General features: G+C 44.3%; 15 protein-coding genes. 13 read left to right on the top strand and 2 right to left on the bottom strand.

The genetic code is table 11. The features are described from left to right. Positions 1-188: 188 nt before the first annotated feature. The 10 genes from VIC_RS09355 (at position 189) to VIC_RS09310 (ending at position 9774) form a co-directional block, all read left to right on the top strand. Positions 189-461, top strand: a complete 273-nt coding sequence (locus VIC_RS09355; RefSeq protein WP_004414742.1) for an HU family DNA-binding protein — start codon at positions 189-191, stop codon at positions 459-461. A gap of 173 nt (positions 462-634) precedes the next feature. After that, on the top strand, positions 635-2494 hold the full coding sequence (gene ppiD / locus VIC_RS09350) for a peptidylprolyl isomerase (protein WP_006959344.1): 1860 nt from the start codon (positions 635-637) through the stop codon (positions 2492-2494). Between the two features lie 169 nt (positions 2495-2663). Further along, positions 2664-2933, top strand: coding sequence for a ComEA family DNA-binding protein (locus tag VIC_RS09345; protein ID WP_006959342.1), 270 nt, complete (start codon positions 2664-2666; stop codon positions 2931-2933). Positions 2934-3073: 140 nt separating this feature from the next. Then, the gene (cmk, locus tag VIC_RS09340; RefSeq protein ID WP_006959340.1) at positions 3074-3754 is read left to right on the top strand and encodes a (d)CMP kinase; all 681 of its coding nucleotides are present in this window, start codon (positions 3074-3076) and stop codon (positions 3752-3754) included. Between the two features lie 103 nt (positions 3755-3857). After that, on the top strand, positions 3858-5528 hold the full coding sequence (rpsA, locus tag VIC_RS09335) for a 30S ribosomal protein S1 (RefSeq protein ID WP_006959338.1): 1671 nt from the start codon (positions 3858-3860) through the stop codon (positions 5526-5528). A gap of 210 nt (positions 5529-5738) precedes the next feature. Then, a complete protein-coding gene (gene ihfB / locus VIC_RS09330) occupies positions 5739-6020 on the top strand; it encodes an integration host factor subunit beta (RefSeq protein WP_006959336.1) in 282 nt (93 codons plus the stop codon). A gap of 138 nt (positions 6021-6158) precedes the next feature. Next, a complete protein-coding gene (locus VIC_RS09325) occupies positions 6159-6440 on the top strand; it encodes a LapA family protein (RefSeq protein WP_006959333.1) in 282 nt (93 codons plus the stop codon). A gap of 25 nt (positions 6441-6465) precedes the next feature. Beyond that, a complete protein-coding gene (gene lapB, locus VIC_RS09320; protein WP_006959331.1) occupies positions 6466-7635 on the top strand; it encodes a lipopolysaccharide assembly protein LapB in 1170 nt (389 codons plus the stop codon). A gap of 88 nt (positions 7636-7723) precedes the next feature. Further along, a complete protein-coding gene (gene pyrF, locus VIC_RS09315; RefSeq protein WP_006959329.1) occupies positions 7724-8422 on the top strand; it encodes an orotidine-5'-phosphate decarboxylase in 699 nt (232 codons plus the stop codon). Between the two features lie 149 nt (positions 8423-8571). Beyond that, the gene (locus tag VIC_RS09310; protein WP_006959328.1) at positions 8572-9774 is read left to right on the top strand and encodes a hypothetical protein; all 1203 of its coding nucleotides are present in this window, start codon (positions 8572-8574) and stop codon (positions 9772-9774) included. Positions 9775-9836: 62 nt separating this feature from the next. On the opposite strand, the gene miaE is transcribed toward VIC_RS09310, so the two are convergent. Together miaE and VIC_RS09300 are read right to left on the bottom strand one after the other, a co-directional pair. Continuing rightward, positions 9837-10613 carry a tRNA isopentenyl-2-thiomethyl-A-37 hydroxylase MiaE gene (gene miaE, locus VIC_RS09305; protein ID WP_006959326.1) on the bottom strand — a complete coding sequence of 259 codons (777 nt, stop codon included), beginning with the start codon at positions 10611-10613 and terminating at the stop codon, positions 9837-9839. 66 nt (positions 10614-10679) lie between these two features. Continuing rightward, on the bottom strand, positions 10680-11444 hold the full coding sequence (locus tag VIC_RS09300) for a hypothetical protein (protein ID WP_006959324.1): 765 nt from the start codon (positions 11442-11444) through the stop codon (positions 10680-10682). Between the two features lie 296 nt (positions 11445-11740). On the opposite strand from VIC_RS09300, the gene cysB reads away from it, so the two are divergent. The 3 genes from cysB (at position 11741) to VIC_RS09285 (ending at position 15105) form a co-directional block, all read left to right on the top strand. Continuing rightward, a complete protein-coding gene (gene cysB / locus VIC_RS09295) occupies positions 11741-12715 on the top strand; it encodes an HTH-type transcriptional regulator CysB (protein WP_006959323.1) in 975 nt (324 codons plus the stop codon). Between the two features lie 54 nt (positions 12716-12769). After that, a complete protein-coding gene (locus tag VIC_RS09290) occupies positions 12770-13966 on the top strand; it encodes a methyltransferase (protein WP_006959320.1) in 1197 nt (398 codons plus the stop codon). 173 nt (positions 13967-14139) lie between these two features. Then, positions 14140-15105: an ABC transporter substrate-binding protein gene (locus VIC_RS09285; RefSeq protein ID WP_006959317.1), complete on the top strand. Its 966-nt coding sequence runs from the start codon at positions 14140-14142 to the stop codon at positions 15103-15105. The last annotated feature ends 14 nt before the right edge of the window (positions 15106-15119 follow it).

Raw genomic sequence — 15119 nt, 5'->3', positions numbered from 1 at the left:
GTGCAGCAAAAATAAGTAAAAGATTACGCTGATAAGCATAAAAAGGCTTGTCAGCGTTTTTTTTGGACGCTAACGTTACCCACATAGCTTCAGGCCTTGTTGTATAAGGGGTTGGAGTTACTTTAAAATTGAAATGGAACGAAAGCTGCCTTTAAAAATAATAACAGGTGGCGCAAAGGGGAATCACAGTGAATAAAACACAATTAGTAGAAAAAATTGCAGAAAACGCTGACCTTTCAAAAGCTTCAGCAGGCCGCGCTCTAGACGCATTCATTGAAGCTGTGGGCGACACTCTTCAGTCTGGCGACCAAGTTGCTCTAGTTGGTTTCGGTACATTCAGCGTACGTACTCGTGCCGCTCGTACAGGTCGTAACCCAAAGACTGGTGAAGAAATTCAAATCGCAGAAGCAAAAGTTCCTGCGTTCAAAGCTGGTAAAGCTCTAAAAGACTCTTGCAACTAGTCTGAAAATTGCCGATAGCGGCAGTTTTTATCGAACCTTTTTAAATTATGCGCATCATACTGATGCGCATTTCTTTTTCTGGTATTATCGCGCTATCTGATTTTAATTATAACGTACGTCGTGTTAGCAACGATTAGAGCTAGTGCGGTCTACACGCGGAGAGTGTTTTAAATATGATGGATCGATTACGCGAAGGCGTTAATAGCATCGCGGTTAAAATTATCCTTGGATTAATCATCCTATCTTTTGTCTTTGCCGGTGTTGGCAGCTACATCGTTGGCGGTAGCAATAACTCAGCAGCAAAGGTTGGTAACGTTGAGATTGGTCGTGGTGAGTTTGAACAAGCTTATCAGAACGAACGTAATCGCATGCAAGCTCAGCTTGGTGATTATTTCTCAACTCTGCTAGCAGACCCAAACTACGTTGAGTCTTTCCGCAAGTCAGTGCTTGACCGAATGATTAACGATTTGCTGCTAGAGCAACACGCTGAGTCTTTAGGTCTACGTGTCAGTGATTCTCAAGTTCGTAGCATGATTGTCGATATGCCACAGTTCCAAGTCGATGGAAAGTTTGACCAAGAGATTTACCAAGCGTCTCTTCGTCGTGCAGGCTTCTCGCCAGATAGCTTTGCCGAATATCTGCGCAGAGACTTGGTTCGCAATCAACTCCTGACTGCAATTCAGGCGAGCGACTTTTCTCTTGAGGGAGAAGTGGAAGCTCAAAGCAAGCTTTTGACTCAAACGCGTGAAATCAAGAAAGTAACGCTTTCATTGTCAGACTTTGCATCTAAAGCTGAATTGTCAGAACAGGAAATTAACGACTACTACACTCAAAACCCAGAGCGTTATACTCGTCCTGAACAGGTTAAAGTGGCGTATGTTGAGCTTTCTGCTCAGCAGTTGAAAGACGCTATTGACGTTTCTGATGAGCAGGCAAAACAATATTACCAAGAGCATCTTGATAAGTACTCATCGGAAGAGCAGCGTCGTGTTAGTCATATCCTGATTGAAGGTGATGACGAAGCGAAAGCTCAAGCGATTTTGGATGAGCTCAATGCTGGTGCAGATTTTGCGACGCTAGCAGAAGAGAAATCTGATGACTTTGGCAGTGCTTCAGAAGGCGGCTCTCTAGGTTGGATCGAGCGTGATGTTATGGACCCAGCATTTGAAGAGGCCGCGTTTGCTCTGAAGAAGGCTGGTGACGTGACAGGTTTGGTGAAATCTGATTTTGGCTATCACATCATTAAACTGGACGAGTTGAAAGATTCGGTAGCTAAGCCATATGAAGAAGTGGCTTCAGAAATCAAGCAAGAGCTAAAAGATCAGCAAGCGATCGACCAGTTCTATGAGTTACAAAGTCAGCTAGAAACGGTCGCATTTGAGTACCCTGATTCTCTGGATGATGCTGCTGACGCAATCAAAGCTGAAATTCACACGACAGACTTCATTTCTCAAGCTGATGCGCCAGAGTTGTTAAAAGCACCTGCTGTAATGCAGGCCATTTTAAGCCCTGAAGTAAAAGAAGACGGGTTGAACTCAGAAGTGATTGAAGTGGCACCTGAACACGTGATTGTTGTTCGTGTAGAAGATGCGCGTGACGAAACAGTGCTTCCACTAGACGAAGTTCGTGAGCAAGTGACAACGGCGCTGGCGAAAGTGAAAGGGGAGCAAAGCGCAATTAAGCTTGCCGACAATTTGGTTGCAGAGCTGAAGAAGGGTAACAAAGACCTAATGACTGAAAATGGTCTTGCGTTCAGTGACTCGGAAAACATTGATCGTAGCTCTCCGTTGGCTGATGTTGTCTTCTCGATGAAGAAGCCAAGTAGTGGTCAAGTGGAGTTCGCTCAAGCTAAAGATTTCAACGGTGACATCGTTGTGGTTGAGCTGACCAACGTGAAATCTGATGTTAATGCGCAGTACAACGAACAGATTGGTACTCAGTTAACCCAGATGAACGCACAACAAGATCTTTCTGGCTTAATCAATATTCTTCGTAAAACTATCGATATCGAATATTACGTTGTGACTCAGTAATCCTAGTTGATGTAATTGATAGACTACTCATAACGGGCTGCATTTGCAGCCCGTTTTATTATGCGCTGTTTTCTCTACTCCTATTGTTAGGTTCCTCTACGGTATCTATTCCACCAAGTGACATAGAGGAATATGGGAAATGCTACGCATACTTTGGACGAGTCTTTTAATGGTGCTCGCGGTATATAGCCCAACTACTGTATCGGCTGAAAAAACCACCAACTCAGAATACGCTGGAATAGAGATTACAGTGAATGTTAATACGGCTGAAGCGGCTGAATTAGCGGCGCTACTAACTGGTGTTGGTGCGAAAAAAGCTGAGGCTATTGTTCAATATAGGGACGAAAACGGTCCCTTTTTGAAGGTGACTGATTTGGCTTTGGTTAAAGGTATTGGCCCCGCTTTAATAGACAAAAACCTCAGTCGTATAAAGTTGTAAATTGATAGAGCGCTAAGCGCTCTATTTTTTGGCTTTTTACTGTCAATACTCTCTGGTGCGAAGAGGCGAATCCCACTATAATTCACGCCGAATATTGGTCAGCTCAATGGCTATTATTTTCAACTAATGTGGAGTAAAACATGTCGTCTCATACGCCGGTTGTAACCGTTGATGGACCAAGTGGTGCAGGTAAAGGCACTCTCTGTATGCTTCTGGCGAAGAAGCTTGGCTTTCACTTACTGGATTCCGGTGCGATTTATCGAGTATTGGCTTTAGCTGCGATTCATCATGGCGTTGACCTAGAATCTGAAGATGCGCTTGTCCCCTTGGCCACTCATCTAGACGTACAGTTCATCGCAGAAGGTGACTTAGTGAAAGTCATCTTGGAAGGCGAAGATGTTTCAGGTGAGTTACGCAAAGAAGAAACCGGAATGGCCGCTTCAAAAGTAGCTGCGTTTCCTCGCGTTCGTGAAGCTTTACTGCGTCGTCAGCGTGCTTTTGCTGAAGGCTCCGGCCTTGTAGCTGATGGCCGTGATATGGGAACTGTAGTGTTCACTGAAGCTGAAGCCAAAATCTTCCTTGATGCTAGTGCTGAAGAGCGTGCGAACCGCCGCCTTAAACAGTTGCAAGGCAAAGGGTTAGATGTTAAATTTGACGACCTTTTGAGCGAGATCCAAGAGCGTGACGATCGAGATCGTAACCGCCAGGTGGCGCCATTACGCCCCGCTGAGGATGCGCTGTTGCTAGATTCTACTTCGATGAGTATCGACGAAGTGGTAGAAAAGGCACTACAATATATCGAATCTAAGCTAGTCGTTTAGGCGGCTAGGTCAGAGCGTTGGTCGCATGGATGATGACTGGCGAATTTAATAACCCCACGCGGTAGGATACCCGTGGACGTTTAATTTATTGAAGATTAAATAAATGACTGAATCTTTTGCTCAACTCTTTGAAGAGTTTCTAAACGAGACTGAATTCCAACAAGGTACTATCGTTAAAGGTACTGTAGTAGCTATCGAGAACGGTTTCGTTCTTGTGGACGCTGGTCTTAAGTCTGAGTCTGCAATCCCTGCTGAACAGTTCAAGAACGCTGCTGGCGAACTTGAAGTTGAAGTTGGTTCTGAAGTAGACGTAGCGCTAGACGCTGTTGAAGACGGTTTCGGTGAGACTCAACTTTCTCGCGAGAAAGCGAAGCGTCACGAAGCTTGGATCGTTCTTGAGAAAGCTTACGAAGAAGCTGAAACTGTTGTTGGTATCATCAACGGTAAAGTTAAAGGCGGTTTCACTGTTGAACTAAACGGTATCCGTGCTTTCCTTCCTGGTTCTCTAGTAGACGTACGTCCAATCCGCGACACTGCTCACCTAGAAAACAAAGAGCTAGAGTTCAAAGTTATCAAACTTGACCAGAAGCGTAACAACGTAGTTGTTTCTCGCCGTGCGGTAATCGAGTCTGAGAACAGCGTTGAGCGTGATGAGCTTCTTGAGTCTCTACAAGAAGGCGCAGAAGTTAAAGGTATCGTTAAGAACCTAACAGACTACGGTGCATTCGTAGATCTAGGTGGTGTTGACGGTCTTCTACACATCACAGACATGGCTTGGAAGCGCGTTAAGCACCCTTCTGAGATCGTGAACGTTGGTGACGAGATCCAAGTTAAAGTTCTTAAGTTCGACCGTGAGCGTACTCGCGTTTCACTAGGTCTTAAGCAGCTAGGCGAAGATCCATGGGTAGCAATCGCTAAGCGTTACCCAGAAGGTCACAAACTATCTGGTCGCGTTACTAACCTAACTGACTACGGCTGTTTCGTTGAAATCGAAGAAGGCGTTGAAGGTCTAGTACACGTTTCTGAAATGGATTGGACTAACAAGAACATCCACCCATCTAAAGTTGTTAATGTTGGCGACGAAGTTGAGGTTATGGTTCTTGAAATCGACGAAGAACGTCGTCGTATCTCTCTAGGTCTGAAACAGTGTAAAGCTAACCCATGGCAGTCTTTCGCTGAAGCGCAAGCTAAAGGCGACAAAGTTACTGGTAAGATCAAGTCTATCACTGACTTCGGTATCTTCATCGGTCTAGAAGGCGGCATCGACGGTCTTGTTCACCTATCTGACATTTCTTGGAATGTTGCAGGTGAAGAAGCAGTACGTGAGTACAAGAAAGGCGACGAAATCTCTGCAGTTGTTCTAGCAGTAGACGCAGAGCGTGAGCGTATCTCTCTAGGCGTTAAGCAAATGGAAAATGACCCATTCAATGCTTACGTTTCTGAGAAGAAGAAAGGTGTACTAGTTAACGGTACTGTTACTGCAGTAGACGCTAAAGGTGCAACTATCGAGCTTGAAGAAGGCGTAGAAGGTTACATCCGCGCTTCTGAAGTTTCTCGCGACCGCGTAGAAGATGCTTCTCTAATCCTAAGCGTTGGCGATAGCGTTGAAGCGAAGTTCACTGGTGTAGACCGTAAGAACCGCGTAATCAACCTATCTGTTAAAGCTAAAGATGAAGCAGAAGAGCAAGAAGCAATGGCTTCTCTGAACAAAGCAGATGACGCTTCGTTCGGTAACGCAATGGCTGACGCTTTCAAAGCAGCTAAAGGCGAATAATATCTCGCTTTATTGAAAAAGGAGCCGAAAGGCTCCTTTTTTATGGATTGAGCTAAAATAGTCTTAATACCAATCTCAGCAAGTGACTCTGATAAAACGCGATTTGGAATTGCGCAAATTGTTGGTTTGTGTCTAGAATTGATAGCAAGTGTTTGTTGGAATTGGTATTACTTACTATAATAAGTGATAAACTACTCTACGAGGGAAACTATGACTAAGTCTGAACTGATTGAGAGACTCTGCGCTGAGCAAACCCATCTTTCAGCGAAAGAGATTGAAGATGCTGTGAAAGACATTTTAGAGCATATGGCTTCGACACTAGAAACTGGCGATAGAATCGAAATTCGTGGATTCGGTAGTTTCTCTCTGCATTACCGCGAGCCTCGTGTAGGCCGAAACCCAAAAACGGGCGAGAAAGTAGAGCTGGAGGGCAAATACGTCCCTCACTTTAAACCAGGCAAGGAATTACGAGAGCGCGTTAACCTCGACTAATTTCAAAATACTTATTATTGAGGCGGCATACGTAGTGTATGCCGCTTTTTTATGAAATGAAATTCTGAGATAGGCATGGTTTGTTCAAGGGTTTTACTGCATAATCGTATCGGCAGATATCGACTTAGGTGATAGAACATGAAAATTATAAAAATTGTTATCGTGCTGGCCCTATTTTTAATTGCACTGGCTTTAGGCTCTCAGAACCAGGAAGTAGTCAACTTTAACTACTTAATGGCACAAGGTGAGTTTCATCTTTCGACACTACTAGGTGTAGTGTTTGTGACTGGCTTTGTTTTGGCTTGGATTATCTTCGGTAGTTTACATCTACGTTCTCAAATGCAACTACGCAAGCTGAAAAAACAAGTGAAAAAACTTTCACCTCCAGAGAGTGAACCTCAACAGGTTAAAGCCCAATAAGTTGTATAGGTAGGCTTTTTACTCAATGTTAGAAATACTCTTCTTGTTACTACCAATCGCAGCAGCATACGGTTGGTATATGGGTAATCGCAGTGCCCAGCAAGACAAGCAGAAGCACTCCAACCAAATCTCTCGTCAGTATGTGACGGGTCTTAACCTGCTATTGTCCGATCAATCGGATAAAGCGGTAGACCACTTTATCGAACTTCTTCAGGTCGACAACGAAACGATAGATACACATTTGGCCTTAGGTAACCTTTTCCGTTCTCGTGGAGAAGTCGATCGCGCCATCCGTATTCACCAGAATTTAATTTCTCGTTCTGGGCTGACCATAGACCAAAAAAACATAGCTCTTCAGCAACTAGCTAAGGATTACATGGCATCGGGCTTTCTTGACCGCGCAGAGAAAATCTTTGAGCAGCTCGTTGATGAACCTGATCATCGTGAAGCAGCATTGCAACAGCTAGTGTCGATCTACCAACAAACACGGGAATGGGGCAAAGCGATCCAATACGCGACCCAGTTGGTAAAATTAGGTAGAAAACGTATGCGTACAAGCATCGCACATTTTTGGTGTGAGCTTGCAATGCAAGAAAAAGCGGATGGTGATAATAGTCGCGCAATTCAGCACTTTAAGCGCGCACTATCTGAAGATCCAAAATGTGTTCGTGCCAGCATCGCCCTAGGTAAGCTCTATCTTGAGGTTGAAGATTATGCTCAGACCATTAAGTACATGGAGATGGTGATTGAGCAGGACATCGACTTTATTAGCGAAGTACTCCCAACATTGGCAGACTGTTACCATCATTTAGGGCAGGAAGAGGAGTTACTGGACTTTTTACGCCAATGTATTGTCTCCAAGGCTGGCGTCTCGGCAGAGCTCATGCTTGCTCAAATGGTTGCTCAACATGAAGGTTCTGGTTCTGCGCAGGAGCTACTCACTCGTCAGCTCGTTAAAAATCCAACCATGAAAGGTTTTTATCGTTTGATGGATTATCATTTGGCCGACGCGGAAGAAGGCCGAGCAAAAGCGAGTTTGCAGACGTTGCAAAAACTGGTGGGAGAGCAGTTAAAAGTTAAACCTCATTACCGATGTCGTAAGTGTGGTTTCTCTACCCATTCAATGTACTGGCATTGTCCATCATGTAAAGGTTGGGGAACCATCAAGCCAATTAGAGGCCTTGATGGTGAATAAGAAATTCGATTGGGGATTCCAATCAAGAAAATAGCAGCGGTGATCCCGCTGCTTTTTTTAGGCATGTAATTAGTTAGTAGGAGATGAAATGATTGACCAAAAAGTTATTGTTGCACTGGATTACGACAATCAAGCTGACGCCCTTACTTTCGTAGACAGAATTGATCCAAGCTCTTGTCGATTGAAAGTTGGTAAAGAAATGTTCACGCTGTTTGGTCCTGATTTCGTTAAAGAGCTACACAAGCGCGGCTTTTCAGTATTCCTGGATCTAAAATTCCATGATATTCCGAACACATGCTCGAAAGCAGTGCGAGCAGCCGCGGAGCTTGGTGTATGGATGGTGAATGTTCATGCGAGTGGAGGGGAGCGCATGATGGCGGCTTCACGCGATATCCTAGAGCCATATGGTAAAGACCGCCCGTTACTGATTGGTGTGACTGTGTTAACCAGCATGGAGCAAAGTGATCTTACCGGCATCGGACTCAACGTTGAGCCAAAAGAGCAAGTTATTCGTCTAGCAACATTGACCAAAAACTCTGGGTTGGATGGGGTTGTGTGCTCTGCTCAAGAGTCTTCAATGCTGAAGAGTGAGTTAGGGCGTGAGTTCAAGTTGATTACACCAGGCATCCGTCCAGCAGGGGCTGCTGTAGGGGATCAGAAACGCATCATGACGCCAGTCGATGCAATTCAAGCAGGTTCAGATTATTTAGTTATCGGTCGTCCAATTACTCAAGCTGCGGATCCTGACAAAGTCTTGATGGATATCAACCAGTCACTCAGTATCTAGAGTTTTGTAAATCGCCAGTTTGACTGGCGATTTTTTTTCGTTACAGGTACAACCTCTCGATATTATAAACATTCATGCTAGTTATTAGTCTGCTTTTCGTTTAGCTTGGATTTAGTGACTATAATGAACCTCTAAACAAGGAGTTGGTTATGACTGATACATTATCGGCGTCAGTTGGCGCTAGCGAAGCTTTGACTGATGCAGCAACCAAAAAAGTAACACCAGCAGATGTGGCTAAGGTGAAAGCGGAGGTTTTAAAGCGCATCGAACAATCCACTCACTTATCTCAGGGCTTCCGTCTGGTGAACCAAGCGGATTATCAGTCTGGTCTCGCAGAGCTCAAAGCCAAATTGAAATCGAAGAGCTTCCAACGAACTGAAGAAGGCAAGATGTGTAAGCTGATGCTCGACATATTGACCGATGATGCTCATCTTGCGGAATATCTAGACGAAGATTTGTCCCAGTATTTAGTGACCAATGATGCAGGGAAGAAAGTACTCGATACAAGCGCGATGGATTTTAAGGCTAAAAATCAGGTTGCCAATGCTAAGTTAAAGCGCAAGCAGCTGTTCCTTATGTTCAAAGAGATCATTCAAGCTCAGGTCGAATTGAATACCTTTGCTCAAAGATTGAAAGTGGCATTTGGCGCTGAAATCAGCTTTCCTCCCGGTGCTTACGGCGGTATTAAGAGCTACAGTGGAGCCTTGGCAAAAATTACCACCCGAGAGCGTACTAACGATGTTGGCGACTTAAAGGACTGTGCTCGTATTACAGTGAAAGTAAAAAGCTTTAGAGACCTTCAGGGGGCGAAACTGTTCATCTGCCGTACTGAGGAGTTCAGGGCTGTTGCTCAATATCAAAAAGCATTGAAAGACCGTTACCAGCTCGCTAAATCGGGCTCTAGTTTAGAGCGATTTAATGTCGAGGCCGATGGCAGTGGCTATAAGGATATCAAGTTCTTTCTTAAGATGAGTAACGGCCAAATCGCTGAACTACAGCTCAATATCCCGGGTATGCTGGTTGCGAAGAAAAAAGCACACATTATCTATGATATCGCACGGACCAATCAGGAAGCATTTGACTCCAGAGTCGAGTTTCAGGTCGCTAGCCAAGAAGTTCTCGATAAAGTAAAAGAGAAGATGAACGATGACTGGTTTGGCTTTATTCGCTCAAAACTGTCAGGTGTCGACAGCGATGCTAACTGCATTGAATCTATGATTGAAGTTTTACGCAGCAAAGGGAGTTTGGTGATTGGTGCCAATGAAGCAGAGGCACTCAATCGAGTGAGTAAGAAGTTGTATGCTGCTGGGTTGGGCAATGCACTTTTGGACCCGAGTCCCGCCTCCAAATAAATAATCTAAGCAAAAGAAAGGATGCCAATTTGGCATCCTTTTTAATATTTAGTGCAGAGTGGTTAGTTTTTAAGGGGAGTACCGCTGTGGAATTTAAAGTCGCTATCAGGACTGGTGATTAAGTCGGCTTCGAGTTGACCAAAGTAAGCGACTCTATGTGAGATATCTTCGCCAGCGATCTCTTCAGCAAGGCTTAAGTAGTCCTGATAATGGCGTGCTTCCGAACGAAGCAGCGAGATATAGAATTTAGCAATATCTTCATCCATATGAGGAGCGAGCTTTGCAAAGCGTTCACAGGAACGTGCTTCAATGTATGCTCCAATGATCAATTTGTCTATGAGTGTTTGCGGTTCGTGAGTTGCCATACTTGCAAGTAGCCCTTTTGCGTAGCGGCTCGCTTGTACAGGTTCGTAGGCAATGCCTCGGCTATCCATAATTTCCAAAACCTGATAGAAGTGATGTAACTCTTCTTTGATTAGCAACACCATTTTGTCTATCAAGTCCTGACTATAAGGCGAATCAGATTTGGCCATGATCGCTTTCGAAATATTGCTCTTACCCTTGAGAGTTTCCAAGCTACCTGTTTTTCTATAAGCGAAATCTTCGTAGGGCTTAAACCAGTTCAGCAAGTTGTGAGCGCTGCTTTTGTCTACCGCATACTTACGAATTAAATACATCGCCGATTGGCCAGCCTTAAGCTCACACAATAAATGATCGATGAGAACGGTTTTTAGGTTATCTGGTTTACTGGCTTCGGTGATCCACTCTTCCGGTGTGGCACACTGAAGAAAACTGTTGATTGGTTCCAGTAAGGTATCGTAGCTTTTCAAATCGATCATGATGTTATTCAATAAATAGAAAAGGCCGCATAAGCGACCTTTTGGAAACGGACTGAGTGGATTATATTACCATTTTTTCTTTTCGCCAAAGAGCTCGTCCATATCATTTTTGCGTTGGTCTTCTTCAATCTGATGAAGCTCTTCTGCATTTTTAGATTGACGTTTCTGCTCTAGGTCATCGTACATTTCTTGAAGCTTTTCTCTGGCTTGATTCGAGTAATTATCGTTTTTATTACTCAGAGCATCGAGGCCTTTACGCAGTAACTGAATCGCAGTGCCAGGTTGACCACGAACAATAGCATCATTAGCGCGTTTAATTACGTTCTCGATGTTAATACGAATCTGAATTGTCTCTAGACGAGCGTTTTCAGCGACATAAGCTTGAGTCTCAAATCGGCCTTTATTATGTTCACTACGGATAGTGTCACGTAAACGCTTCACCAGCTTCAACATCACTATTGCTTGCTTGTCGCTACTTGGCGTCTTGAACGAGGTGCTTTCGCCCCCTTTTTTGTCGTTCTTTAATTGCTGTATTTGCTGCTTAACATGTTCAACACGTTGTTCCAGCTGCTTATTCTTTGGATCCAGCTCAAACATGCTTTCGACAGCGTCAAGAATTCGAGTATTCAGACAAACCAGTAGTTCTTTGCTGTACGGCATGTGGTGTGCGTGGCCAATCAGCTCTTCTGTCGCATCGATGATGGCGAGGTATCTGGCACCTTCTTGCTTTCTTGCAGTTTCAACTTTGACTTTGTACTGGAGCATGATGTTATAGCCAAGCACTAACACCAGTAAGATGGCAACTAAAGCTATGATTAACCCAATATTCATAAATTCCGTATCTTATGTTTTGTTGGCTAGCGAGTAAGGATACACGATTCTTAAGAACCACTGCACCTATTTTGTATTATTACGTTTCCATGGCTAATTATTAACGAAAACTCTGATCTATGGGTAATTTTTGAGTTATTGCTTACAAAAAAGCCATCCAAATCAGAAATTACTCTTTATAAAGTACCCAAATAGTCAATTGTGCTATCAATTTTAACCAAGAGGCGTTATAACTAAATATTATAAACTATATTTGCTCAGAATGGGGCGTCGAGTAAGGGATTACGGGGTCGAGAATGAAGTTACAACAACTGAAGTATATTGTTGAGGTAGTTAACCACAATCTGAATGTATCTGCTACTGCCGAGAGTTTATATACCTCACAACCTGGCATCAGTAAGCAGGTCCGTTTGCTTGAAGATGAGCTTGGCATTCAGATTTTTGAGCGAAGTGGTAAACACCTGACTCAAGTGACTTCAGCGGGCGAAGATATTATCCGCATTTCTCAGGAAATTCTTGCACGTGTTGAAAGTATTAAAGCGGTTGCTGGAGAGCACACGCATCCTGAAATGGGAACCTTGAATATATCGACCACCCATACTCAAGCACGTTATGCGTTGCCGGACGTAATTAAAGGTTTTACCGCTCGATATCCTAAAGTGTCGCTTCACATGCATCAAGGTACGCCGACACAGATGTCTGAAGCGATAGCTAAGGGAACGGCAAATTTTGCGATTGCGACGGAAGCTCTGCATTTGTATCAAGATGCCATCATGCTGCCTTGTTATCACTGGAATCGTTCAATTGTTGTACCCAAAGAGCACCCTTTGGCTCAGAAAGGTAAAATCTCAATTGAAGATCTCGCCTCTTATCCGTTGGTTACATACGTGTTCGGCTTTACCGGACGTTCAGAATTGGATACAGCCTTCAATAAGGTCGGCTTGACGCCACGAGTAGTTTTCACTGCGACAGACGCCGATGTGATTAAGACCTATGTTCGTATGGGGATTGGGGTTGGCGTGATTGCTAGCATGGCTATCGATAAAGAGCAGGATGAAGATTTAGTTGCGATCGACGCTAGCCATATTTTCGGTGCGAGTACGACCAGCATTGGTTTCCGCCGAGGCACTTTCCTTCGCTCGTACATGTTCGATTTTATGGAGCGATTTGCTCCGCATTTGACTCGTCCAGTCGTTGAGCAAGCTCTCTCTCTGAAGTCGAGCTCGGAAATTGAAGAAATGTTTAAAGATATTGAACTACCGGTACGCTAGAAACTTTCTTCTCACCTTGCTTCCCTCTAGAATAAACCCTTGTCAGGGGGAAGCATGCAAGACACATTTCAACAACTCGATTCATTTCTCTTATCTCATCAGAAATTTTGGCGCTTTGAGCCCTTCTTTTCTAGCTATGATGATCAATTACCTTGGCAAGCTGAACACCCTCAGTTGTGCCAATGGCTTACTGAACTTTGCCCTCAACAAATTGAAGAGTTGAAATCTGCCCCCGAGCAACTCCATAAAGCCCTTGAGCAATTTATCCCTGCTCTATCTATCGTTCATGACCTCACTCAGCTCACCAGCTCTGCTTTATACGGTTTGCAATTGGAACGAGGTATTGAAACAGGAGTTCCGGGCAGAAAGCTTGAACAGATTGTGTCGATGGGGGAGGCGGCGTTACGCTCTCACCAAGGCAGTGAATGGCTTGAATGGTGCTCAGGTAAAGGCTTCTTGGGCCGTATACTTGCCAGTCAAAGTCAGCAGCCAGTGACCAGCTTCGAATTTCAACAAATGCTGTGTGATTCGGGTCAGCAAGAAGCGGATAAACAGAACTTACCCATGAGGTTTGTCCAAGGAGATGCGCTTTCCGCTGACGCAAAGCAAGCACTTAACCCTAAACAGCATGCGGTTGCATTACATGCATGCGGCGATTTGCATGTTTCTTTGATTGAAAAGGCAGTTTCGGTTGGATTGCCAGCATTAAGCATCTCGCCTTGTTGTTACCACCTTATCCAACAGGATAAGTATTGCCCTTTGTCTAAGCTTGCTTGTTCGTCAGCACTTAAGCTAACAAAGCCAGAGCTGCGTATACCACTTCAGGAAACCGTTACAGGTGGTGAGCGAGTTAAACGGCATCGCTTTCTCGAAATGAGCTACCGGCTCGGTTTGGACCTGCTATTGAAAGAAGTCGGTGGTCATCAAGATTACATACCAGTACCAAGTGTTAAAAAGTCCTTGTTGGCCGATGGATTCGGCGCTTTTTGCCAATGGGCGGCCGATCAGAAACAGCTGGATTTGCCAACGAATGTGTCGTTCGCGGAATTTGAAGCGAAAGGTGAACAACGTTATTGGAAAATGGAGAGGCTCAGCCTTGTTCAACAACAGTTTCGTCGCAGTCTGGAAATGTGGTTGGTACTAGATAAGGCTTTGTATCTTGCAGAGCATGGTTACCAAGTATCTGTTGAAGCTTTTTGTGCTAAAAAAATTACGCCGAGAAATATCCTGATTCAGGCGATTAAAAATTAGCCGTATACACACCTCTAAGTTTGTTGATTAATTGTTAAAACTCCCTTCCAATTTTTCTAAGTTATTGGTAATAATGAATGATGTGCACAGAAAATGTGCAACTCAATCAATAATTATATAAACACTAACCGCACACAACATCACATCAATAATGCTGTAATCAAGGAGTCGAGATGAAAGCAGGAAAAGTTATTGCTACCGCTGTATTGGCAGGAGCAGCACTACTGTCATCAACAAGCATCATGGCGAAGACAGCCAAAGTAGCTGTATCACAGATCGTTGAACACCCGGCACTGGATGCCACTCGCCAGGGGCTTATTGATGGCTTGAAATCAAAGGGCTATGAGCAAGGAAAAAATCTCGAGTTTGACTACAAAACGGCCCAAGGCAACCCTGCGATTGCCGTACAGATTGCTCGTCAGTTTGTCGGTGAAAAGCCTGACGTTTTAGTTGGTATCGCTACTCCGACCGCACAAGCATTAGTATCAGCAACGCGCTCAATTCCTGTTGTATTCACGGCCGTTACGGACCCAGTAGGCGCTAAATTAGTCAAAAGCATGGAGAAACCAGGAAAGAACGTCACGGGCTTATCTGATCTTTCCCCAGTGAGTCAACATGTCGAACTGATTAAGGAAATCATGCCAGATGTGAAATCCATCGGTGTTGTGTTTAACCCTGGAGAAGCGAATGCTGTCACTTTAGTGGAACTACTCAAAGAGAGTGCAAAAGCGCAGGGTATTGAAATTGTAGAAGCTACGGCGCTAAAGAGTGCTGATGTCCAGTCTGCGACTCAGGCAATTGCGGAGAAGTCTGATGTGATTTATGCACCGACAGATAATACTGTTGCCAGTGCGATTGAAGGTATGATTGTAGCGGCGAATCAGGCCAAGACACCTGTTCTGGGTGGTGCGACTTCATATGTTGAAAAAGGCGCGATTGCTAGCTTAGGTTTTGATTACTATCAAGTTGGCGTTCAGACAGCAGACTATGTTGCGGCGATTCTTGAAGGTTCGGCGCCAGGTTCATTAGACGTTAAAGTTGCCAAAGGGTCTGATTTAGTCGTTAATGAGACGGCGGCGAAAAAGCTGGGTGTGACGATTCCAGCATCAGTACTTGATCGCGCAACTAGCGTTAAGTAACCCAAAAAGAGAAC

It is taken from the genome of Vibrio coralliilyticus ATCC BAA-450, from assembly GCF_000176135.1.
Lineage (GTDB): Bacteria > Pseudomonadota > Gammaproteobacteria > Enterobacterales > Vibrionaceae > Vibrio > Vibrio coralliilyticus.
The sequence above is the reverse complement of the archived record's forward strand: the minus strand, read 5'-3'. Positions and strand labels throughout refer to the sequence as shown.